At 67.7% G+C, this 22,123-nt stretch carries 17 protein-coding genes and 2 pseudogenes; 16 read left to right on the plus strand and 3 right to left on the minus strand.

All coding sequences use genetic code 11. The features are described 5' to 3' along the window. Positions 1 to 816 precede the first annotated feature (816 nt). The 8 genes from E0504_RS26710 (at position 817) to E0504_RS26745 (ending at position 10,902) form a co-directional block, all read left to right on the plus strand. Entirely contained in the window at positions 817 to 1,545 is a 729-nt protein-coding gene (locus E0504_RS26710) for a TetR/AcrR family transcriptional regulator (RefSeq protein WP_112105727.1), read from the plus strand. Positions 1,546 to 2,024: 479 nt separating this feature from the next. Continuing rightward, positions 2,025 to 3,467: an aldehyde dehydrogenase family protein gene (locus E0504_RS26715; protein ID WP_200835237.1), complete on the plus strand. Its 1,443-nt coding sequence runs from the start codon at positions 2,025 to 2,027 to the stop codon at positions 3,465 to 3,467. Between the two features lie 238 nt (positions 3,468 to 3,705). After that, complete coding sequence (locus E0504_RS26720; protein WP_165938620.1) at positions 3,706 to 4,935, plus strand: cytochrome P450; 1,230 nt, start codon at positions 3,706 to 3,708, stop codon at positions 4,933 to 4,935. A gap of 62 nt (positions 4,936 to 4,997) precedes the next feature. Further along, positions 4,998 to 6,299 (plus strand): amidohydrolase family protein, encoded by a 1,302-nt coding sequence (locus E0504_RS26725; RefSeq protein WP_112105730.1) that lies wholly within the window; start codon positions 4,998 to 5,000, stop codon positions 6,297 to 6,299. Next, positions 6,296 to 7,510 carry a CaiB/BaiF CoA-transferase family protein gene (locus E0504_RS26730; RefSeq protein WP_112105731.1) on the plus strand — a complete coding sequence of 405 codons (1,215 nt, stop codon included), beginning with the start codon at positions 6,296 to 6,298 and terminating at the stop codon, positions 7,508 to 7,510. Before E0504_RS26725 ends, E0504_RS26730 begins: the two co-directional genes overlap by 4 nt. A gap of 58 nt (positions 7,511 to 7,568) precedes the next feature. After that, positions 7,569 to 8,393: an SDR family oxidoreductase gene (locus E0504_RS26735; RefSeq protein ID WP_112105732.1), complete on the plus strand. Its 825-nt coding sequence runs from the start codon at positions 7,569 to 7,571 to the stop codon at positions 8,391 to 8,393. Positions 8,394 to 8,494: 101 nt separating this feature from the next. Beyond that, a complete protein-coding gene (locus E0504_RS26740) occupies positions 8,495 to 9,634 on the plus strand; it encodes an acyl-CoA dehydrogenase family protein (protein WP_131626046.1) in 1,140 nt (379 codons plus the stop codon). Then, the gene (locus E0504_RS26745; protein WP_112105734.1) at positions 9,631 to 10,902 is read left to right on the plus strand and encodes an acyl-CoA dehydrogenase family protein; all 1,272 of its coding nucleotides are present in this window, start codon (positions 9,631 to 9,633) and stop codon (positions 10,900 to 10,902) included. The genes E0504_RS26740 and E0504_RS26745 overlap by 4 nt, the downstream gene beginning before the upstream one ends. Before the next feature lie 184 nt (positions 10,903 to 11,086). Here E0504_RS26745 and E0504_RS51420 read toward each other — a convergent pair whose 3' ends face one another. Next, complete coding sequence (locus tag E0504_RS51420; protein ID WP_207974591.1) at positions 11,087 to 11,989, minus strand: transposase; 903 nt, start codon at positions 11,987 to 11,989, stop codon at positions 11,087 to 11,089. A 103-nt stretch (positions 11,990 to 12,092) separates the two neighbouring features. After that, positions 12,093 to 12,542: pseudogene (locus tag E0504_RS54350) on the minus strand (transposase); the annotation flags it as partial. 511 nt (positions 12,543 to 13,053) lie between these two features. On the opposite strand from E0504_RS54350, the gene E0504_RS26755 reads away from it, so the two are divergent. Next, positions 13,054 to 14,280, plus strand: a complete 1,227-nt coding sequence (locus tag E0504_RS26755) for an IS110 family transposase (protein WP_131626047.1) — start codon at positions 13,054 to 13,056, stop codon at positions 14,278 to 14,280. 246 nt (positions 14,281 to 14,526) lie between these two features. Here the strand turns inward: E0504_RS26755 and E0504_RS26760 are convergent, their stop codons facing one another. Beyond that, positions 14,527 to 15,372, minus strand: coding sequence for an SDR family NAD(P)-dependent oxidoreductase (locus E0504_RS26760; RefSeq protein ID WP_112105820.1), 846 nt, complete (start codon positions 15,370 to 15,372; stop codon positions 14,527 to 14,529). A gap of 931 nt (positions 15,373 to 16,303) precedes the next feature. Here E0504_RS26760 and E0504_RS26770 point away from each other — a divergent pair. The 7 genes and pseudogenes from E0504_RS26770 to E0504_RS26800 all read left to right on the plus strand — a co-directional run. Then, positions 16,304 to 17,203: a 3-keto-5-aminohexanoate cleavage protein gene (locus E0504_RS26770; protein WP_112105826.1), complete on the plus strand. Its 900-nt coding sequence runs from the start codon at positions 16,304 to 16,306 to the stop codon at positions 17,201 to 17,203. Positions 17,204 to 17,348: 145 nt separating this feature from the next. Continuing rightward, positions 17,349 to 18,179, plus strand: a complete 831-nt coding sequence (locus E0504_RS26775; RefSeq protein WP_112105821.1) for a TauD/TfdA family dioxygenase — start codon at positions 17,349 to 17,351, stop codon at positions 18,177 to 18,179. Positions 18,180 to 18,396: 217 nt separating this feature from the next. Further along, on the plus strand, positions 18,397 to 19,137 hold the full coding sequence (locus E0504_RS26780) for an SDR family NAD(P)-dependent oxidoreductase (RefSeq protein ID WP_112105822.1): 741 nt from the start codon (positions 18,397 to 18,399) through the stop codon (positions 19,135 to 19,137). A 394-nt stretch (positions 19,138 to 19,531) separates the two neighbouring features. Continuing rightward, positions 19,532 to 20,530, plus strand: a complete 999-nt coding sequence (locus tag E0504_RS26785) for a thiamine pyrophosphate-dependent dehydrogenase E1 component subunit alpha (protein WP_112105823.1) — start codon at positions 19,532 to 19,534, stop codon at positions 20,528 to 20,530. 101 nt (positions 20,531 to 20,631) lie between these two features. Further along, the gene (locus E0504_RS26790) at positions 20,632 to 21,642 is read left to right on the plus strand and encodes an alpha-ketoacid dehydrogenase subunit beta (protein ID WP_112105827.1); all 1,011 of its coding nucleotides are present in this window, start codon (positions 20,632 to 20,634) and stop codon (positions 21,640 to 21,642) included. Next, entirely contained in the window at positions 21,635 to 21,877 is a 243-nt protein-coding gene (locus tag E0504_RS26795; RefSeq protein ID WP_112105824.1) for a lipoyl domain-containing protein, read from the plus strand. The genes E0504_RS26790 and E0504_RS26795 overlap by 8 nt, the downstream gene beginning before the upstream one ends. A 38-nt stretch (positions 21,878 to 21,915) precedes the next feature. After that, positions 21,916 to 22,123: pseudogene (locus E0504_RS26800) on the plus strand (aromatic ring-hydroxylating dioxygenase subunit alpha); the annotation flags it as partial.

Genomic DNA, 22,123 nt, shown 5'->3' on the forward strand with positions numbered 1-22,123 from the left:
GGAAGGCTTACATTTTCCGATCCGGAAGTCAAGAGGCCGGTGGTTATGACTCTGGGCGGCCGATCGGTCGCCTTGCGCAGGTGTGTGCGGCCGGTCTCCGCCTGTCGCCCGCCTTGCCGGTTTCTCCCGGAAATGCCGCTTTCGGTTGGTTATTCCGCGCATTCCCGTCCCCAGGCGAGGAGGGGGTACCGGAGGGCTCGCTGCGCGGGACCTGGCGCAGGCCGGTGTGGACGAGTCGGCTGCCCGCCTGTCGCGGGTCCGCGTCCGGGGCCGCGGTCCCCGTCCGGGGAGGGCGGGTCCGGTGGCCTGTGTTCGCGTGCGACGTGTGCGACCGCGTGCCGGTGCGGGGTTGATCGATCGGCGGCCCCGTGGCCCGGTCCGTCCGTCCCGCCCGCGGCCCGTCCGTCGGCAAGGCTTGCTGTTCCACGCCTGGTAGGCGGGCTGGTTGCCATCGGTCGACCGCCTGCGACCGTTCGGAAGGTGCTTGCTGTCCGCCCGGAGAGCGTCTACATTATCGTCAACTTTCCAGACATGATCGTCGATTTTTTTTCAGGATCATGTCAGTTTTGGTGCAACGGGCTCGTCGGCAGGCCGGCGAGGGGCACCGGCCCGACGACCGCGCGCAGCGGCGGCAGACCGGGACCCCGTGAACAGGTGAGCGGTGATGGAGATGCCGAAGGTGAGCGGGTGCCGGCGGGCGCCGACCGAAGCCCGCCCGCACACCCTGGCCCGAGGCGGATGCGGGCGTGGGGTTCGACTACGTCGCCGGACCTGGCACTCGCAGTGCACCAACCCGATGGCCCTGGAGGAGTACCGATGACAGCAGTTCCCCAGCCGAAGCCGGCGGCGGAACCGGTCTGGAGCTCCGGCGCCGACAGTCAGCTCAGGACACAGCGCTGGGACGACGACCTGCCGCGCTCACGCCGCGGGGCCGAGACAAGGGCCCGACTGGTGGAGGCCGCGAAGACCGTCTTTGAGGAGAAGGGCTTCCATGACGCGCGGGTCTCCGACATCGGCGAGCGTGCCGGCCTGACCCACAGCGCCTTCTACCACTACTTCGACTCGAAGGAGGACATCCTCCGGGAGGTGGTCACCGCCATAGATCATGCTCTCAATTCGGGGATGGACGTCATCCTTGATCCTTCTTCCACCGCCACACCGCGGGAGCGCCTCACGAAGGCGATCCGGATCCGTTTCGAGGCACACCGCAAAGAAGCGCGGATCATGAACGTCATCGAGCAGGTGGCGCGGTACAACGAGCCGATCAGCGCCCTCTGGACCGAGCTCTACCAGCGGCACTGCGAGGAGATGGCCGCCTCGATCACGCAGCTCCAGCGGCGCGGCCTGGCGGACGCGACCCTGGACCCGGTCATCGCGACCGACGCACTCGCCACGATGACACTGCGGTTCGCCGAACAGTCACTCATGCAGGACGGCTCCAGATACGACTTCGATGTCGCCGTCGACCAGATCACCAAGATCTTCATCAATGCGCTGCAACTTCGTGACCCCAAGAAGCGCCGCCGGCGCGACGACAGCGGCTAGTACGCCCTGTCCCGGCGCGACCGGCGTCCCGGCTGATCAGCGGACTCCAACCAACGACACCAGCGGGGGACCGTTCCCGCGATCCGATGTCGACACCGCACGCGACTCGGTGTCGAGACCAGATCACCCGCTCTCCCGCACCACCAGACGGCACCCGCCTCGCGTCCCCGGGCGGATACGGACCACAACCCACCCGCGACGTCACGCCCGCACAGGTATCTCCTCGGGCGGCGTCGCCGAGAACCTGACGTGGCGGTCTGACCAGGCGTGAGCGCTGCTCCCGGTGGCGGACAGAACGTCGTCCAGCTCCTGTTGTGAAGAGTGTGGGAGAGGCGGGGCGCGGGATGCGGACTCCACCGTCACGCCTACCACCCACCACCACTTACCGGCGTACTTCCGCTACACCAGGGCGTACTTCTGCCTGCGGGCGAGAGGAGATCACCGTGACCGCGGTGACCGATGTCAGGTCCGAGTCCAGGATGCTTGTGGACGGCGAGCTCGTCGAAGCCGACTCGGGCAAGCGATTCGACAACATCAACCCCGCGACCGAACAGTTATTAGGGCAGGTGGCGGACGCCTCCCCGGCGGAGATGCGGCGGGCGATCGCGGCCGCCCGCCGCGCGTTCGACACCACCGACTGGTCGACGAACCATGCCTTCCGCAAGCGTTGCCTCGAACAGCTGCAGGACGCGCTGGAAAGCGAGCGGGAGGAGCTGCGCGAGGAGCTCATCCTCGAAGTCGGCTGCCCACGGATGGTGACCGGCGGTCCACAGCTTGATGATCCTTTGGAGAGCGCGCTTCGTTACCCGGCGAAGCTGATCGACGAGTTCCCCTGGGAGTCGGATCTCCCGGACGGCATGGCGATGGGCGTGCTCAACCGGCGGCGGGTCCGGAAGGAGCCGGCCGGTGTGGTCGGCGCCATCGTGCCGTGGAACTTCCCCTTCGAGGTGGCGCTCAACAAGCTCGGCCAGATCCTCGCCACCGGGAACACGGTGGTGCTCAAGCCCGCTCCGGACACCCCGTGGAACGCCACCCGCATCGGTCGGCTGGTGGCCGAGCGTACGGACATCCCGCCCGGCGTGGTCAATGTCGTCACCTCCTCGGACCACCTGGTGGGGGAGGAGCTGACGCTCTCTCCGCAGGTCGACCTCATCTCCTTCACCGGATCGACCACCGTCGGGCAGCGCATCATGGCGAAGGGCGCCGCGACGATGAAGCGGGTGTTCCTCGAGCTCGGCGGCAAGTCCGCGACGATCGTCCTCGACGACGCGGATCTCCCGAGCGCGCTCATGGCCGGCCTGGGGGTGTGTTACCACGCCGGTCAGGGCTGCGCCGTCCAGACCCGGATGCTGTTGCCGCGGTCGCGCTATGCCGAGGGCGTCGAGGTGCTGAAGGCCGCCTTCGCGGCAGTGCCCTACGGCGATCCGCAGCGCCCGGACGTGATGATGGGCCCGCTGATCTCGGCCAAGCAGCGGGCTCGCGTGCTCGGCTACATCGAGAAGGGGGTGGCGGAGGGCGCCACGCTCGCGCTCGGTGGCGGTCGGCCCGAGCACCTGCCCACCGGCTGGTACGTCGAGCCCACCTTGTTCACCGATGTGGACAACTCGATGACGATCGCCCGGGAAGAGATCTTCGGGCCGGTTCTCGTGGTGATCCCGTTCGACGATGACGACGATGCCGTCCGGATCGCCAACGAGAGTGTGTACGGACTCAGCGGCGGTGTCTTCTCCGGATCCCTGGAACGGTCACTCGCTGTGGCCCGCCGGGTGCGCACCGGGGGAATGTGCGTCAACGGCGGCACGCCCTACGGCGCCGACCTGCCCTTCGGGGGCTACAAGCACAGCGGGATCGGCCGGCAGAACGGCACGCTGGGATTCGAGCAGTACCTGGAGACCAAGTCCCTCGCCTGGCCGAAGGCCTAGTCGCGGCCCGCGGATCCCGCAGGTGCCGGTGCTGCTGGTGGAGTCATGACGCCGGCACCACCGGCACCCACCGGCGGCGACGGTAACCGCCGCACTCTCCTTTCCCGCTTCGGTACGCGACCTGCGGCCCACCGGCACGCTCGGCAGGGCCGGAACCGCACGGTCCGCCGCCGGCGGCGTGCCCGGACGGACACCGTGACGACGACCCCCGCGGATGACGTCGAGGCGCGAGGCATTCATGAAAGCCGTACGTCCCAGTGAAGGGGTAACCGTGTCACTCGCCAGCCATTTAGGTGACGTCTACTATGACCCTTACGACTTCCAGATCGACGCCGACCCCTACCCGGTGTGGCGGCGGATGCGCGACGAGGCGCCGCTCTACTACAACGAGAAGCACGACTTCTACGCGCTGAGCCGCTTCGAGGACGTCGAGCGCGCCCTGAGCGAATGGGGTACCTTCCTGTCCGGGCGGGGCACCCTCCTGGAGATCATCAAGGCGAACGTCCCCATACCACCCGGGAACATCCTCTTCGAGGATCCTCCCGTGCACCACGCCCACCGCGGTGTCATGGCCCGTGTGTTCACGCCGAAGAAGATGAACGCCCTCGAGTCGAAGGTCCGTGAATTCTGCGGGCGTTCCCTCGACCCGTTTGTCGGCACCGCTGGCTTCGATTTCATCGGAGACCTCGGTACGCACATGGCGATGCGCACGATCGGCTATCTCCTGGGTATTCCGGAGGAGGACCAGGAGGCGATCAGAAGCCTCTTCGACGACAATCTTCGTATCGAGGACCCGGATAATCCGAGGCCACCGGACATCGGCATCGACGGCGCGTTCGTCGACTACATCGAATGGCGGGCGGAACATCCTTCGGACGATCTCATGACGGAACTCATGAATGCGGAGTTCGAGGACGAGACCGGGACCGTCCGCACGCTGACCCGCGATGAGGTGATCGCCTACATCAACCTGCTGGCCGGTGCCGGGAACGAGACGACGGCACGGCTCGTCGGTTGGGTCGGGAAGCTCCTCGGTGAACACGCGGACCAGCGCCGCGAACTCGCCGCGGATCGATCGCTGATTCCCAACGCGGTGGAGGAGGTGCTGCGGTACGAAGCGCCCTCCCCGGTACAGGCACGGTACATCGAGCGCGAGGTGGAACTGCACGGCCGGACGATACCCGCGGGCAGTGTCGTTCTTCTTCTGAACGGCTCCGCCAACCGGGACGAGCGCCGTTTCCCCGATCCTGACCGTTTCGACATTCACCGCTCCGTGGGTCGCCATCTCGGCTTCGGCTACGGCATCCACCACTGCCTCGGTGCCGCACTGGCCCGCCTCGAGGGCCGGGTGGCGCTGGACGAGGTGCTCCAGCGCTTTCCCGACTGGGAGGTCGACTGGGACAACGCGGTCCAGGCTCGCACCTCGACCGTGCGGGGCTGGGAGAAGATGCCCGTCCGCATCGGCTGACCGACCGTTTCGGCGTCAGAGTCCTCGTACCGTTTCGCCGCCGCAGCAGGGGAGAGGGAAAAATGCAGCAGTCGGACATGATCCTGATCAGCATTGACGATCATTCGATCGAGCCCCCGGACATGTACAAGCGGCATGTTCCGGCGAAGTGGCTGGACCAGGCGCCGAAGGTCGTGCGCGGTTCGGAAGGCGCGGATCTCTGGGTGTTCCAGGGCCAGGCGACCGCGACGCCGTTCGGCATGGCGGCGACCGTCGGCTGGCCCCGGGAGGAGTGGGGATTCCATCCCGGCTCGATGTCCGAGATGCGGCCGGGCTGCTTCGACGTCCACGAGCGCGTCCGTGACATGAACGTGAACGGCGTGCTGGCCTCGATGTGCTTCCCGACGATGGCCGGCTTCAACGCCCGGACCTTCAGTGAGGCCGCCGACAAGCAGATTTCCTACATCATGCTCCAGGCGTACAACGACTGGCACATCGACGAGTGGTGCGCCACCTACCCCGGCCGGTTCATCCCGCTGGGAATCGTCCCCATGTGGGACGTCGACCTGGCGGTCGCGGAGGTCCGGAGAATCGCTCGGAAGGGGTGCCGCGCGATCAGTTTCCTGGAGGCGCCGCACGGGCAGGGCTGGCCGAGCTTCCTGTCGGGCTACTGGGATCCGATGCTGAAGGCGATCGTCGACGAGGACATGGTGCTCTGCCTGCACATCGGCGGCGCCTGGGACATCGTGAAGCTGGCTCCCGAGGCGCCAGTCGACCATTCCATCGTGATACCGTCGCAGCTGACGATGCTCACCGCGCAGGACCTGCTGTTCGGTCCCACGCTGCGCCGGTTCCCGAAGCTGCGGGTCGCTCTCTCCGAGGGTGGCATCGGCTGGATCCCGTTCTATCTCGACCGTATCGACCGGCATTTCCAGAACCAGACGTGGATCGACGGTGACTTCGGCGGGAAGCTTCCCTCCGAGGTCTTCCGCGAGCATTTCCTGGCCTGTTTCATCACCGACCCCGCCGGCCTCAAGATGCGGCACGACATCGGCGTCGACGTGATCGCCTGGGAGTGCGACTACCCGCACACCGACACGACCTGGCCGGAGTCGCCGGAGTTCGTGTGGAACGAGCTGCAGACCGCCGGCGTCCCGGATGCCGAGATTCACCAGATCACCTGGGAGAACAGCGCCCGCTTCTTCAACTGGGATCCTTTCAGTCACGTCCCGAAGGAGCAGGCGACGGTGGGGGCGCTGCGCGCGCAGGCGGCCGACGTGGACGTGACGCGGATGTCGCGCGCGGAATGGCGCCGGCGCAACGAGGCCGCCGGAGTGGGCCGGGTGGAGGCCGACGGGCTCCAGGACGTGGGCGGGGCTCGATGACCGGTGTCATGGAGGGTGTCCGCATCCTCGAGGTCGCCGAGCACACCTTCGTGCCGGCGGCCTCGGCCCTGCTGGCCGACTGGGGCGCGGAGGTCATCAAGATCGAGCATGTCGAGCGCGGCGACGCCATGCGCGGGCTCGCCTCGGCCGGGGTGGCTGCCGTGCCGGCGGACGTCCACGTGCTGCTGGAGCACTCCAACCGCGGGAAGCGCAGCCTGGGCCTCGACCTGACCTCCGCCGAGGGTCGCGATCTGCTCTACCGGCTGGCCGCGACGTCCGACGTGTTCCTCACCAACAAGCTGCCGAAGGTGCGGGCGAAGCTGCGGATCGACGTCGAGTCGATCCGCGAGCACAACCCGCGCATCATCTACGTGCGCGGCACCGGCCAGGGCGAGCGTGGCCCCGACGCCGACCGGGGGTCCTACGACTCGCTCGCGTTCTGGGCCCGCGCCGGGATCGCGTCGGGCCTGACCCGTCCGGAGTACGGGCACGTGCCGAGCCCGCCGGCCCCGGGCTTCGGGGACTCGATCGGCGCGATGACGATCGCCGGCGGCATCATGGGCGCTCTGTTCCACCGGGAGCGGACCGGTGTCGCCAGCATCGTGGACGTGTCCCTGCTCGGCACCGGCCTGTGGGCCATGGGCCAGGCGCTCGGGCTCTCGCTGGTGCTGAACATGCCGTGGGAGCCGCTGCCGCTGAACGCGATGGCCAACCCGCTCGTCGGCAACTACCTCACCAAGGACGGGCGCTGGCTGGCGTTCTCCTGCCTGCAGGCGGGCCGGTACTGGCCGCCGATGTGCGAGGTGATCGGGCGCCCGGAGCTGGCGGTCGACCCCCGGTTCGCCGACCACACGGCGCTGCGGGACAACAGCACCGAGGCGATCGCCCTGCTGCGCGAGGCCTTCGCGGAGCGCACGCTCGAGGAGTGGCGGTCGCGGCTGGCCGACTTCGTCGGCCAGTGGGCGGTCGTGCAGGACACGCAGGAGGTCGCGGTCGACCCCCAGTCCGTCGCGAACGGCTACATCCAGGACCTCGAGACGGCGGCCGGCGTGCCGTTCCAGCTGGCCGCCGCGCCGGTGCAGTTCGACGAGCGGCCGCCGGCCACCCGCCGGGCGCCGCAGTTCAACGAGCACGGTGACGAGATCCTCGCGGAGCTCGGACTCGACTGGGACACGGTCGTGGACCTCAAGGTCCGCGGCGTCGTCGCGTAGCGACCACCCGGGCCGTCCGCACACCAACCATCCGACTCGACAGGTAGGAGAAAGTGACATGACCTTGTTCGACGCCTTCCGGTACGACGGGAAGCGGGTCCTCGTCGTCGGCGGGGCGACCGGCATGGGTGCGGCCGCCGCCGAGTTGGCGCAGAGCGCCGGCGCCGAGGTCGTGGTCATGGACTACGCCGAGGTCACGCTGCCCGGCGCCAAGGCCATCCACGTCAATCTCGCGGACGCGGCGTCGATCGACGCGGCCGTCGAGCAGTGCGGCGGGCCGGTGCACGCGCTGTTCTCCGCCGCCGGTGTCGCCGACGGCACGCCCGGCATCGAGCGGATCAACTTCATCGGCCACCGGTATCTGATCGACCGACTGCTGGCCGGGGGCCTGCTGCCCCGGGGTTCGGCCATCGGCTTCATCTCGTCGGCGGCCGGCCTCGGCTGGGAGGGCAACCTCCCGCTGCTCAAGGAGTTCCTCGACATCACCGACTTCGACGCGGCGACGCTGTGGGTCCACGAGCATGGCAAGGCCGACTACATGTGGAGCAAGCAGGCGGTCTGCGCCTACGTGGCTCGGGAGTCGTTCGCGCTGCAGAAGCAGGGCATCCGCGTCAACGCCATCTGCCCCGGCCCGACCGACACGCCCCTGGCCCAGGCCAACAAGGAGATGTGGCTCGGCTTCGGCGCCGACTACCGGGCCGAGGTCGGCATCGAGGCGGCGACGCCGCTGGAGCAGGCCTACCCGCTGCTGTTCCTCTGCAGCGACGCCGCCGCGGCCGTCAGCGGGATCACCGTCATCACCGACGCGGGCTACTGCAGCTCCGGCATCACGGGGAGCTACCCGGCCGCGGCGGAGAACGTGCGCTTCTTCTTCGGCCGGTAGGACCTGCCGGCCGGATCGGTGGGTTCGGCCGGTCCGTACGGACCGGCCTGCGGCCGACCCGGCCCCGCCGGTGCCGCCAGCGACCTGGAGGAAAACCCGACATGCTGTTGGAACTGAGCTCCGACCAGGAGATCTTTCGGGATACCACCGCGAGATTCCTGACCAGTCGGGTGCCGATCAGCGAGGTCCGGAGTCTCCGGAACCACCCCGCCGGCTTCGAGCCCGACTACTGGCGCGAGGGCGCCGAGCTCGGGTGGACGTCGCTGCTGGTCAGCGAGGAACACGGCGGAGGCTCGGTCAGCGGCGGGGGGCTGGTGGACCTCACCACGATCGCCCACGAGTTCGGCGTGCACGCCGCGCCGGGACCGCTGGTCCCGACCAACGTGGTCGCCGGGACGCTGAGCACCTTCGGTGGCGAGGCGCACCGTCCCGTCCTCGAGTCGCTGCTGGCCGGCACATCGGTCGCGGCGTGGTGCTTCGGCCCGGCCGTCGACACCGACGGCCGCGGCCCCGTGGGCCCGCGCTGCCGGATCGCCGACGGCGAGGTCGTCCTCGACGGCGTCCAGCGTCCCGTCGAGGCGGCGGGCCAGGCGCACCACATCCTGGTCACGGCCCGGGCCGAGGGTGGGCTCACGCAGATCCTCGTCCCGACCGACACCGCCGGGGTGTCGATCGAGCCGATGCGCACGGCGGACCTGACCCGCCGTTTCGCGGCGGTGACGTTCGACGGCGTCCGGCTCCCGGTCGAGGCCCTCGTGGGAGAGCCGGGCGACGCCGACGAGCTCCTCGAGTACCAGCTCCAGCTCGCCGTGGTGATAGGCAACGCCGAGGCGGTGGGCGCCCTGCAGACCGCCTTCGACATGACGCTGCAATGGGCGTTCGACCGTTACTCGTTCGGGCGCCCGCTGGCCTCCTACCAGGAGCTCAAGCACCGGTTCGCGGACCAGAAGACGTGGCTGGAAGCCTGCCACGCCGTCAACGACGCCGCCGCGGCGGCAGTCGACGACCGGTCGGCCGACGCGAAGGAGCTGGTCAGCGCCGCCAAGGCGTTCATCGGTGACTACGGTTCCGAGCTGGTCCAGGACTGCGTGCAGATCCACGGTGGGATCGGCGTGACCTTCGAGCACGACCTGCATCTCTACCTGCGCCGGGTCACCGTGAACCGGGCCCTGTACGGCACGCCGGCCGACCATCGCCAACGCATCAGCACCGTGCTCGAGAACCGGAAGGAGCGGGTATGACCGACGCCATCGAGGACGTCGAGAGTTTCCGGCTGCGTGCCCGCACCTGGATCCGCGCGAACCTCCGCCCGCTGGAGCCGCACGAGACACTCGCGCCCACCCTCGCGCTACCGGTCCAGACCGAGGAGGAGGAACTCGCCGCGCTCGCCCGGGAGCGTGAGCTCCAGCGCATGATCTTCGACGCCGGCCTCGCCGGGATCGGCTTCCCCCGGGAGTATGGCGGGCAGGGCCTGACGACGGACCATCAGCGCGCGTTCAACGCCGAGATCGTGGGTTACGAATACCCGGCGCGGCTGCAGGCGCCGACGTTCTCGCCCTGCGGTGCCGTGCTGCTGGACTTCGGCACCGAGGAGCAGAAGCGCCGGCACATCCCCGCCATTCTCAAAGGCGAGGAGATCTGGATGCAGCTGCTGTCCGAGCCCAGCGGCGGGTCGGACGTCGCGGCCGCCCTCACCAGCGCCGTCCGCGACGGCGACGACTGGATCCTGAACGGCTCGAAGGTCTGGACGACCGGCGCCTCGACCGCCGACTGGGGCCTGTGTCTGGCCCGGACGAACTGGGACGTCCCGAAGCACCGCGGCCTGACCGTGTTCATCCTGCCGATCCACCAGCCGGGCATCGAGGTGCACCGCATCGAGATGCTGAACGGCTCGACCGAGTTCTGCCAGGAGTTCCTGACCGACGTCCGGGTCCCCGACAGCGACCGCATCGGTGACGTCGACGGCGGCTGGACGGTGGGCACCCGCTGGATGTTCCACGAGCGGATGCTCTTCAACTCGCCGTTCGTCAGCATCCCGGTGGGAACCTCGCCCGGCGAGGTCGGTGCCGCCTCCATCGTCAACGTCGCCCGGGACACCGGACGATTCGACGATCGCTGCGTCCGGGACCTCCTCGGCGAGGCCCACATGCTCGAGCTCGTCGGCCAGACACTCCGGCGCCGGATCGGCCGCGGTGTCGCCGCGGGCCGGATATCCGAACAGTCCGCCGCGATCACCCGCCTGTTCGCGGGTGTCTCCTCCGCGCGGAAGGCCACCATCGCGTTCGAGATCGCGGGCCCCGCGGGGGCGGCCTGGACGGCGGACGACGGCGCGGCCGCGAACTGCGGCGATGACTTCCTGATGCGGCAGACGTCCTGCATCGGCGGCGGCACCACGGAGATGGCCCGTAACGTGATCAGTGAGCGGGTGCTTGGCATGCCCCGCGAGCGCACACCCGACCGTGACCGACCCTTCCGAGACGTACCACGGAGCGCATCGAACCGCGCCTGACTGGAAAACTCAACGTAACGTGGGCAGGCTCGCGCCCACCAGGGCACTTGGCCGCTGGCGCGTGGGAAGGCGGCGGTTCGGGTGTGGCTGTCAGCCGGCCCTTCTGTAGGCGAGCGGTACGCGGGTGCGTGCCCGGGCTCGCGCGGCCCTGGTGCGCGGCCGTCAGGCCGCGGGGGCCGGGGGGTCAGGCCGCGGCGAGCATCGAGGCGGCCTCCTCGGGCGAGACCCCGAGATTCTTCATCTGCCGGGCCAGCACGCGCTTGCGCCTTTCTGGGTCCTGCTGGGGGGTGTGGTAGTCGGCGCCGAGCTCCCGGAACGGCACCTGGTCGTGCACCATCCGCCAGATGATCTCGAGGATGGAGCGGCTGGTGGCGACGAGGGCCTTCAGCCCGCCGCGGCGGGCGCGTAACCGCCGGTGGCGTACCCCGAGGAAGGTGTTGGTGCGCCCGGCGGAGACCGCGGCCGTGCCGAGCGTGCGGCGCACGTAGCGGTTACCGCGTCCGGTCCGGCCCATCCGCAGGGATGCTCCGGTCTGGATCGTGCGCGAGGTCAGCTTCGCCCACGACGCCAGGTGCCCCGAGGCCGCGAACGGGCTCATGTCCGTCCCGATCTCCGCGAGGATCAGCTGCGCGGAGTCCCTGCCGATCCCGGGGATCGCGTCGAGCAGGTCGACGAGGTCCGCTGCCGTCCGCGGCACCGGTGGCCCGTCGGCGGGTGGGGGCGTGGCGCCGGCGGGAGCATCAGCGGCGGGTGGGATGATCTCACCGGTGACGGTCGAGACCGTCCCGGGCACCCCGTCCACCACGGTGACCCCGGCGGGTTCGGGAGTGCCGGACCGGCGGGCGGGCAGCGGCATCGCCGCGGTCATCTCCTCGAGGCGCGCGGACAGCGTGGCGATCTGCTGGTCGAGCGCGTCGACCTGCTCCAGGTAGATCTTCAGCAGGAAGGCGTCGTGGTCGCTGAACCGGCCGGTCAGCGCCGCGGTCATCTCCTCCGGCGAGGCCTTCAGGCCCGTCCCGAGCGCCGCGAGCCGGCGCGGGTCGCGTTCCCCGGCCACCAGCGCGTCGAGGATCCGCCGCCCCGCCACCGGCGAAGAGGTCCGAGACCACCGACGAGAGCTTGACCAGCGCCCCTTCGAGCACCTTCTCGCTCCGTTGCTTGGCCCGCGTGCGGTCCGCGACGAGGTCGACCCGCATCCGGGTCACATCCCGCATCCGGCGGATGTCCACCGGCGGCACGAACGACCGCCGCAGCATCCCGCGCTCGTTCAGCTTCGCCAGCCACACAGCGTCCAGCTTGTCCGTTTTGGGCCTTCCGGGGACGTTCTTCACATCCCGGGCGTTGAGCAGCCACACCTCAAGGCCCCGCTCCTCGAGCAGGTAGTAGAACACCCGCCAGTAGTCCGAGGTGCTTTCGAGGACCACTCGCTCGATACCCTGGCAGACCAGGTGGTCCGCCAGCCCCTCCACCGCCGGGACCGTCGCGACGACGTCGAAGACGCGGGTGACCCGCGTGCCTTCCTTCGTGTCGTGCGGGACCCGCACGCACACCTTCCCGGACGCCTTCGCGACGTCGATCGCCGCGACCCGCGCCAGGGTCTGCTCGGTGTCGTCCACGACGACCTCGACCGAACCGTCCACCGCACCCCCAACCGATCGATACCTACAGGTAGCGACCGCCCGGGGACCGACAAAAGATCAACACTCTGACTGGCGTGCTCGAAGCACAGCGGGCGACCCGCACGGTCAAGATCCCTCGCCAAACTAATGGACGGCGACGAAGGCCAAGGAACGGACGGCGTTGGACGGGCGGTCAACCCGCACCCTGCCAGGCCGCTCCGGGTGCGCCTGAAAGAGCCCAGGCGGAGCTTTCACGCCGGGGCGGCGTGCCCGAAGGGCCAGGGGAACTAATGGGAGCTACCGGGTCGGGATGAGGCAGGCTCGGTGCTGGTAGCCGCTGGCAGGTGAGCACTCTCCGCGCCTGGACCGAGTTCGAGTCCTTTGGTCAGATCGTGCCCCTGCCGGTGGTCGGGAGAGCTGACTACCGATGGGATGTCGTGGCCGTCCATCGCGACGTGATCACTTGACCATTAGGCCGTGGTGGATCTCCCGTGGGCTGCCGGACCTGCTGGCGGAGCGTGGGGAGGCCTGGGTGCTGTTCGTCGGAGACGACCGGGCAGAAGATCATCATGATGTGGAGGTGCAGGACGGGACCGGCCGCCGGTTGACGAAGGGCCGGCTGCCGGAGGGGCTCGCCGGGATCACCCGGCTGCACGAGCTGGTCGGTGCGCACCTGGCCGAGGACGCCGACCCTGCTGAGGTGGTGGTCGGGATCGAGACCGACCGCGGGCCGTGGGTGTCGGCGCTGGTCGCGGCGGGCTACCAGGTGATCGCGGTCAATCCGGTGCAGGCGGCCCGGTATCGGGAGCGGTACTCGACATCCGGGGCGAAAAGCGACGCCGGCGACGCGCACGCGCTGGCGGACATGGTCCGTACCGACCGCCACCAGCTGCGGCCGGTCGCCGGCGACAGCGACCTGGCCGAGGCGGTGAAGGTCACCGCCCGGGCCCATCAGACGCTGGTCTGGGACCGCACCCGGCAGGTCCAACGGCTGCGCGCGGCGCTGGTCGAGTCGTTCCCAGCCGCGGTGGCCGTCTTCGACGACCTCGACGCCGCCGACACGTTGGAACTGCTCGAGAAGGCGCCGACTCCGGACCTGGCCCGGCGGCTGACCGTCGCGCAGATCTCCGCCGCGCTCAAGCGGGCCCGCCGCCGCGGTGACCTCGCGGGCAGGGCGCGGGCGATCCGGGCCGGGTTTCAGGCCGGTCAGTTGCCGGTCCGTCCGGCGACCGCCGCCGCCTACGGCGCGGTCGTGCGTGCCCAGGTTGGGCTGATCGGCACGCTCACCACCGAGATCGGCCGGCTCGGCGCGCAGGTCGATGCCCATTTTGGCCAGCACCCGGACGCTGAGGTCCTGCTGTCCCAGCCCGGTCTGGGGCCGGTCCTCGCCGCCCGGGTGCTCGCCGAGTTCGGAGACGACCCCGATCGCTACGCCGACGCCAAGGCTCGCAAGAACTATGCCGGGACCAGCCCGGTCACCCGCGCCTCGGGGAAGAAGACCGTCGTGATGGCCCGCTACGCCCGCAACGACCGGCTCGCCGACGCCCTGCACCAGCAGGCGTTCAGCGCGCTAAACGCCTCACCCGGCGCCCGCGCCTACTACGACGCGATCCGCGCCCGTGGCACCGGCCACCACGCCGCACTACGCCAGCTCGGCAACCGGCTCGTCGGTATCCTCCACGGCTGCCTCAAGACCCACACCCACTATCAGGAAGCAACCGCCTGGCCACAGAACGTCGCATCCGACGCCGCCGCTTGACATCCAAAAACATGGGATGTCTGACCGGAATCCCGGCCGGAGCGGTTCGCCAAGCGCTCCACGCCTATGGGACTCCAAATTCGGGTTCGGCACCTCGGCTGACGGAACCGCCACGCCGCCTACAAGTAATTCCGCACGGGCCCAGTAGGTTCGACGCCTCTGCCGCGACGCGCCCGGAAGCACGCGCCACGTGCATGGATTCTACTGGGGTGCGATTCCCCCAGGTCACCCGACCAGGTCTGGCGGTCACGTCGCCGAAAAGAACGCGAAGTCCTCCAGGAGATGCTGGTGGCGGGCACGCACCATGCCCTCCATCTCCGGATGTGTGATGATGTATGTACGGTTACCACGGATGCCCCGCACGACAATCGGCCCCACGGCCTCGTCCGACATCATGCTCAGCAGCAGGTCCGACGGCAGCTCACGACCCGCCATCGGATCGGGCGCCGGTCCACCGAACCGCTCCGGGCGGTGCCGGGCAGACGTCGAGACCAAGTTGGTTGCCACCGCTCCGGGACAGAGTACCGACACCCCGATATCTTCGGACGCGAGCTCGTATCGCAGCATCTCGCCGTACCCGAGAACAGCATGCTTCAACGTGGTGTACACGCCGGTGTCCGTGCCGCCCGTCTGCTCCGCGGGTAACGCCAGCAGGCCGGCCATTGACGATGTAAGCACGATGTGCGATTCGTCGTCGTGTCCACGTAGAAGCGGTAGAAACGCCTGGACTACGCGCACGGCTGCCATGAGGTGGAACTCGACGAACCACGCCCACAGTTGCTCGCTGGCCGTGGTGAGTGGAGCGTTGGTGTGGACGCCGACCGTGTTCACGAGCACATGCACGCCACCCAGATCGCGTGCTGCGCCGGCCGCGAGTTCCGCTAACGAGTCGCGATCGGTCGCGTCCACGCGTGAAGCGTACGCGTCGCCACCGCGCCGCACGATCTCGTCGCGTACTGCCTCCGCGCTGCCGGAGTCGATGTCAGCAACGACGACTCGCATTCCCTCACCGGCGAGACCTAAAGCAATCCCGCGACCGATTCCGCTCCCACCGCCGACAACCACTGCGCCGCGCCCATCTAGCTTGTCCATAGCTGCCCGCCTCTTGTGTCACGCCGGCCCGGGAGGCTACACATTCATGCGGCGCCCCGGCGGCATTTTATCCAGTGTTCTGGGTAGGCCCCTCTTCTACAGGCCCGCGGCCCCAGTCTTGCGTTCGTTCCTTTCATGGGTGTTGCGTCCGTCAGGTCGACGAAAACGTACATCCGTCCCGGCTGGATCGTGCGCGAAGTGCCTTCCTTGACTATCGCAAGCCCTTGGCGAGTGAGAGGAATTTATGCGCACTGACGGCAAGGTCGAGCGTCGACCGTTACCGCAGGCGAGCAGGCACGCCTCGTCTCGCCGAACCCCCGCCTTGGTCATTGCTGCCCCGCCGCGGGGATGATCTCTCGAGGACCGCTGGCGCGATGATGTTAGCCCCACCTCCACCCTGTTATCGATCTTGGCTCTGGCGTGGCCAGCCAGACGGACATGCCCGGCTCCGCGGACGGTCCGGTGACCAAACCCACCTCTTGCGGATCTCGGACAGTTTGTATACAACCATGCCTGAGAGGTGTATACAACAGTTGGCAAGGGGGCGGGTGGGGTCGCAGGCACGCAGGTCCGTTCATCCGAAGGTCGGTCGCCCAGGAGGTACGTCGGGATGATGACCCAAGCTCAAGGTGAGGCGGTCTATGAGCAGCCGCCGTGAGCTCGGCATCAACCGGTCGGTACCGCGCCGGACGCACCGGTGCGGCGGTCTCGCCAGGGCCGAGCGCCCGCACGGCCGGCGTCCGCATCACCCGTCGGGGCCGAGATCCACGGATCAGCCGGTCGTGGATCGAGGGTCCCGTATCGGCAACTCCCAAGGGGTCGAGTGATCCCACCTGTGGGCGGCTTGCCCCGGTCCCGGGGCTCCCTCTACGGCCTCGACTACGAGGCCGACTGACTCGACGTAAGCCGGCGTGGCGAACGTGAGGTGTGTATGACGAAGCAGAAGCTCATCATCGAGGTCCGGATCAACGAGGGAACGACTAGGGACATCAGTCCACACGTTCCCTACAGCCCTGAGGAGATCGCTAGCCAGGCAGTCGAGTGCTGGCAGCAGGGCGCGTCACTCGTGCACTACCACGCCCGGGATCCCGAGACGGGTGCGCAGTCTGCTGATGTGGATCTGTACGCGGACGTGGTGCGGCGGATCAAGCAGGAGAGTGATCTCATCACGTTTCCGACGCTGGGCGCGAGCATGTTGCCGACCGCTGAGGAGCGTGTGGGGCACATCGTCGAGATGGCGAAGGATCCGGCGACCAGGCCCGACTGCGTCCCAGTCGACATGCTGACCACCAACCTGGACCGGTACGACTCGCAGCGCAGAGCGTTCATCAGCAACGATCGAGTCTATTTGAACACGACGAAGATGCTCACGCATGTCTGCGAGACCGTGAGCGCTGTCGGGGTGCAGCCGGTATCCATGATATGGAACATCGCTGGGGTTCGGCTCACCGAGGCGTTCCTCGAGATGGGACTGTACAAGGAGCCGCTGTTCTGTGAGCTGACGCTGTTCGCGGACCCGTTCGTCAGCTACGGACATCCGGCAACGATCAGGGGGCTGCACGCGCTCCTCGACTTCTTTCCGGCTCAGGCGAACTGGCCCTGGTTCCTAAGTGTGATCGGCGGCAATGCGTTTCCGGCGCTCGCAGGCGCGATCGAATCCGGCGGCCACGTCGCCATCGGCGTCGCCGACCATTCATACCAGGAGCTCGGCATGCCCACGAACGCCGAGCTCGTCACGCGTGTCGTCGAGATGGCTCGAAGCATGGGCCGGGAGGTCGCCACACCGGCCGAGGCCCGTGAGATGCTCGGACTGCCCGGATACGAGAGTTAGTCCTCGGCATTGTCGTCAAGTTTCGTGCACGGCGCGGCCGGGTACCGCGCGAGCCGTATCCGCTCCGAGCCCCGGCGTCAGCAGAGTCCGCTTGGCGAACGGGTGTGCGTGTTCTGACATCGTCAGTTAAAGGAGGTCGGTATCCATGGGTGTAGAAACTACGCCGGCGCAGAGACTCTCGACAGTCGGCAGTATCAGATTCGAGAAGGTGACGGGGAACATCGGTGCGATCGTCCACGGTGTCGACGTCCACGTTGCCCACGGCGACGAGGTGGCGTCGGTGCTGCTGCGATCGTTGCATGAACACGGCGTGCTGTTCTTCCATTCGGACACGGCGATCAGCAGCGAGCAGTTCTCGGGGTTTTCCTCGGTCTTTGGTGAGCCATATGTCTATCCCTATGGGAAAGGGCCTGGCCAATTCGTAACCGAGGAGGGCGCCGACGCGGTGCGACTCCGGACGAGCTACTGGCACACGGACGGGAGTCCTCAGGAGAAGCCCCCCCAAGCCGCACTCTTATGCTCGGTGGAGGTCCCGGCCTTCGGTGGTGACACCATGTGGGCAAGCATGACCGCGGCATTCGATGCCTTATCGTCCCGATACCAGCGGCTGTTCGACGGCATGGAGGCTGTGCACAGCACCGCTGCGGTGGCGCGGTACCACGACGCCTTCGGTCAGGGGGAAAGTCACGTGCATCCTGTCGTGATCACCGATCCGGTGACTCGGCGGAAGGCTCTCTACGTCAACTCGGTTTATACGGAGCGGCTCGTCGGGATGAGTGAGCGGGAGAACGAGACGCTCCTGCGGATGCTGTACGAACACGTCAATACGCCGGAGTTCCACGTCCGTCTGCGTTGGCAGCCGAACATGATCGCAGTGTGGGAAGAGCGGGTTACGCAACATCGTGCGGTCGCCGACTACGCGGAACGTCGGGTCCTGCGCCGTATCACCATCACTGGCGACCGTCCGAAGGCCTGACTGCGTTCAGAGCGCTTAGCCAGCGTCTGCGACGCCGACCCGTTTCGCGTGCCAGCCAGCCAGCGGTGCTGCCTGTGAGCCCGCCGAGGTATGGGAATTAGGTTTTGTTCATGATGAGTCAGGAAGAACGACGGGCCGTTCATGGCCGCGTACTTGAGTCGTTGTGTGCTGGTGACGAGGTTGCCGGTCCCGATGCACCGGTCTACGGAGGTGAGTAATGGGCATGCTTGACGGGAAGGTGGCGGTGATAACCGGCGCTGGATCGGGGATAGCGAAGGCTTCTACAAAGCTCTTCGTTCAGGAGGGTGCCAAGGTGGTGGCCGTCGATATAAGTGGTGCGGAGAAGGACACTGCGGCCGAAGTCGGCGGAAATGTCCTTCCCTTCCACTGCGACGTCTCCGACGAGACGGGCGTTGCTGCGATGTTCGAGGCCACTATCAAGGAGTTCGGACGCGTCGATGCCGTGCTGAACGTGGCCGGTACCCACGGTACCCGGCCACCTGAGGTCGTCGCCGTCGCCGAGTTCGAGAAGATGACCCAGGTGAATCTGCGTGGCGTGCTCATTATGACCGAACATGCGATTCCAGCGATGCTCCGCTCAGGCGGCGGCAGCATCATCAACTTCTCCTCGATCTCGGCGATCAATGTCCAGAGCCGGACGTCAATCATGTATGCTGCCGCGAAAGCCGGCACCCATGCCCTTACCAAGGCGGTGGCCGTCGAGTACGGTCCCATGGGCATCCGGGCAAACGTCATCGCACCTGGATTTACGCTCACCGATATCATGAAAGGGCCGCCTGAGTTGCTGCGCGAGATGAGTTCGAAGGCTGCACTCAAACGGGGCGGTCAACCGCGGGAGCTGGCCGAGGTAGCGGCTTTTCTGGCCTCGGACCGCGCCTCCTTCGTGACCGGAGTCGTCATTCCAGTCGATGGCGGCTGGTCGGCGCGACTGGCCTAGCGAAGCGAGAGGAGGACTCCGTCTTCCTCTCGGTTCGAGGGTTCGGGTTTCCGGACGCTTCGGCGGAACGACCTGCTGTCAGCCGGTGGATGACAGACAAGAAGGCATGAAGGAGGTCGTACCTGAATCCGGCGCGGCCTCCTGCCGCGTCTTCGGCGTCGCCCGACAGCGCTTCGTCGGAAGGACTTGTATACACCGGCGGGTCGATGATTGTATACGTGAATGATCGAGGGTGGAGCACCCGATGGTGGGGCGATCGCCACACGGATGCTGCGGTGCGGTCATGCCCGATGTCGCGGCTCGTCACCCCGACAGACATGCACGAGGCTCCCGCCTCTCAGCCGCTTCGCGTGTCGCCGTCTGGCGGTGGTGCACCGGTCGCAGGAGGAGGAACATGACGACGGATCGAACGGCGGGCATCTCGGGACAGGTGCGGCGCCGGTTATACGAGCTGATGACGCTCATGAAGGCGGCCGACGACCGGCTGAGCAGAGGGATCGCGTCGGGTGAGCTGCAGTGCGTGTACTGGCCTCCTCGTGGGCAGGAGGCGATTGCCGCGGCGATGGGGGTGTGTCTTCGGTCGGACGATCAGTTGGTCACGACCTATCGGGGGTTGCATGACCTGATCGGCAAGGGTGTGCCGTTGGTGGAGATCTACGGAGAGATGCTGGGCCGGCAGGTGGGATCGGGCCGGGGTAAGGGCGGGACGATGCACATTGCCCGCCCCGACTCAGGCGTCATGTTGTCGACGGGGATTGTGGGATCCGGGCCGCCGGTCGCGGTGGGGATGGCCATGGCGGCGCGGCGCAAGGGCCTGGATCGGGTGACGGCCGTGAGTTTCGGTGACGGGGCGACGAACACCGGCTCGTTTCACGAGGCGGCGAACATGGCGGCGCTGTGGGATCTGCCGTTGGTGCTGGTGTGCCAGAACAACCAGTACGGCGAGATGACGCCAACTGAGCACACGATGAAGATCGCCCAGGTCGCGGACCGGGCGGGCGGGTACGGGATGCCGGGTGTCCGCGTCGACGGCAACGACCCTCTCGCCGTCCTTGCCGTGTTGACGCAGGCCGTGGAGCGGGCGAGGAGCGGAGGGGGCCCGACGCTGGTGGAGTGCGTGACGTTCCGGTTCCGTGGTCACTACTTCGGGGATCCCATGGCGTACATCCCAGCTGAACGGATGGCCGCCGCTGTCGAGGCTGATCCGATCCCGCGGTTCCGGTCGCGCCTGCTGGAGACGGGGGTCTGCGATGAGCACGAGCTCGACGAGATCGAGGCGGCCGCCGTCGCGGCGGTCGAGGAGGCGTTGACCGCGGTCCTGGCGGCGCCGGTCGCGGCACTCGACGAGCTGGATCGTGACGTGTACGCCGACCCGCGGAACTGCCCCGCCTAGACCCATATCCCGCTGGCGTCACGGTAAGAGCGGCTCCGGGCAATGCCGGCCTCGTGATGACTGTTCGCCTTCTCGATCATTGGACCTGCATAGAGGTGGACGTGGACGAGCAACGGATGACGATGCGCGAGGCGTTGAACCTCGCTTTGGACCAGGCGTTGGCGCTTGATGAGCGTGTCTTCCTGCTGGGGGAGGATATTGCCGATCCCGGCTCCAGCGGGCCGACCAAGGGGCTGTCGACCAAATACGGCGCGGATCGGGTGCTTGACACGCCGATTTCCGAAGCGGCGATCGTGGGTGCCGCGATCGGCGCCGCGATGGAGGGGTTCCGCCCGGTCGCAGAAATCATGATCATGGATTTTATTGGTATCGCCTCCGATCAGATCGTCAATCATGCGGCGAAGCTGCGGTTCATGACCGGGGGGCGGACGACCGCGCCGATCACGGTCCGGACACAGGTCTATGGCGGGTTGGGGACCGGGGCGACGCACTCGCAGTCGTTGGAGGCGTGGTTCATGCATGTTCCGGGGTTGAAGGTGATCGTGCCTTCGACGCCGCGGGACGCCAAGGGTCTTCTCACGTCGGCGATTTTTGATGATGACCCGTGCGTCTTCCTGGAGACGATTCGTCTGCAGGGCCAGCGCGGGTTGGTGCCGGTGGATCCGGGATTCTCGATTCCGCTGGGTCAGGCGGACGTGAAGCGGCCGGGTACTGATGTCACGTTGATCGGCTATGGCCGGGGGGTGGTCGAGTCGCTCGGCGCGGCAGCCGTGCTCGAGGCGGAGGGGGTCAGCGCCGAGGTGCTTGATCTGCGCACCCTGGTTCCGCTCGATGTGCCGGCGATGGTTGATTCGGTGCGTCGAACGAGGCGTGCTGTGGTGGTGCATGACGCGGTGCGGTTCGCCGGGCCCGGGGCGGAGATCGCCGCGATTCTGCAGCGCGAGCTCTTCGGTGTTCTTGAGGCGCCGGTGGAGCGGGTGGGTGCCCGGTTCGTGCCGAATCCGGCCCCGCCGGCACTGGAATCGCAGATATACCCGAACACCGAACGTATTGTCGCGGCGGTCCAGCAGACGCTGCGGTCGGAAACGATCAGGGACGGTGCCTGTGGCTGACTTCGCGATCCGTATTCCGCGTGTATCGGTCGCGATCTCGGAGGCGGAGCTGCTCGAGCTTCTCGTGGATGAGGGAGCGAACGTCTCTGAGGGCGACCCGTTGTTCATCATCGCGACGGACAAGGCCGAAACCGAGGTCGAAGCCGGCGCGTCCGGCACGGTGCACTGGACCGGCGCCATCGAGACGGTCTATGAGATCGGTGCCGAGATCGGGACGATCCAGGCGTCGGGCTGACACCGTATGGAAGCCCGTGTGGCAGGAGGTTGATGTTGATGGCTCTCACCGACGACCGCCGCCCGGTCGCCACTCGCGATGTTCCGTTCGCGATGCGTGACCGGTTACGTGTGCCACGTGAGCGTTATTACGACCGGGGGTTCTACGAGCTCGAGAAGGAGTATCTGTGGCCGAGGGTCTGGCAGATGGCCTGCCGGCTGGAGGAGATCCCGCAGCCTGGGGATTTCGTCGAGTACGAGATCTGCG

The organism is Parafrankia sp. BMG5.11, assembly GCF_004337455.1.

Excerpts from the sequence above, each read along its gene's own strand:
- E0504_RS26770 (WP_112105826.1), top strand. The coding sequence starts at position 16,304 with ATGACGAAGCAGAAGCTCATCATCGAGGTCCGGATCAACGAGGGAACG.
- E0504_RS26785 (WP_112105823.1), top strand. The coding sequence starts at position 19,532 with ATGACGACGGATCGAACGGCGGGCATCTCGGGACAGGTGCGGCGCCGG.
- E0504_RS26720 (WP_165938620.1), top strand. The coding sequence starts at position 3,706 with ATGAAAGCCGTACGTCCCAGTGAAGGGGTAACCGTGTCACTCGCCAGC.
- E0504_RS26760 (WP_112105820.1), bottom strand. The coding sequence starts at position 15,372 with ATGGACAAGCTAGATGGGCGCGGCGCAGTGGTTGTCGGCGGTGGGAGC.
- E0504_RS26715 (WP_200835237.1), top strand. The coding sequence starts at position 2,025 with ATGCTTGTGGACGGCGAGCTCGTCGAAGCCGACTCGGGCAAGCGATTC.
- E0504_RS26710 (WP_112105727.1), top strand. The coding sequence starts at position 817 with ATGACAGCAGTTCCCCAGCCGAAGCCGGCGGCGGAACCGGTCTGGAGC.
- E0504_RS26735 (WP_112105732.1), top strand. The coding sequence starts at position 7,569 with ATGACCTTGTTCGACGCCTTCCGGTACGACGGGAAGCGGGTCCTCGTC.
- E0504_RS26775 (WP_112105821.1), top strand. The coding sequence starts at position 17,349 with ATGGGTGTAGAAACTACGCCGGCGCAGAGACTCTCGACAGTCGGCAGT.
- E0504_RS26780 (WP_112105822.1), top strand. The coding sequence starts at position 18,397 with ATGGGCATGCTTGACGGGAAGGTGGCGGTGATAACCGGCGCTGGATCG.
- E0504_RS26725 (WP_112105730.1), top strand. The coding sequence starts at position 4,998 with ATGCAGCAGTCGGACATGATCCTGATCAGCATTGACGATCATTCGATC.
- E0504_RS26730 (WP_112105731.1), top strand. The coding sequence starts at position 6,296 with ATGACCGGTGTCATGGAGGGTGTCCGCATCCTCGAGGTCGCCGAGCAC.
- E0504_RS26745 (WP_112105734.1), top strand. The coding sequence starts at position 9,631 with ATGACCGACGCCATCGAGGACGTCGAGAGTTTCCGGCTGCGTGCCCGC.
- E0504_RS26740 (WP_131626046.1), top strand. The coding sequence starts at position 8,495 with ATGCTGTTGGAACTGAGCTCCGACCAGGAGATCTTTCGGGATACCACC.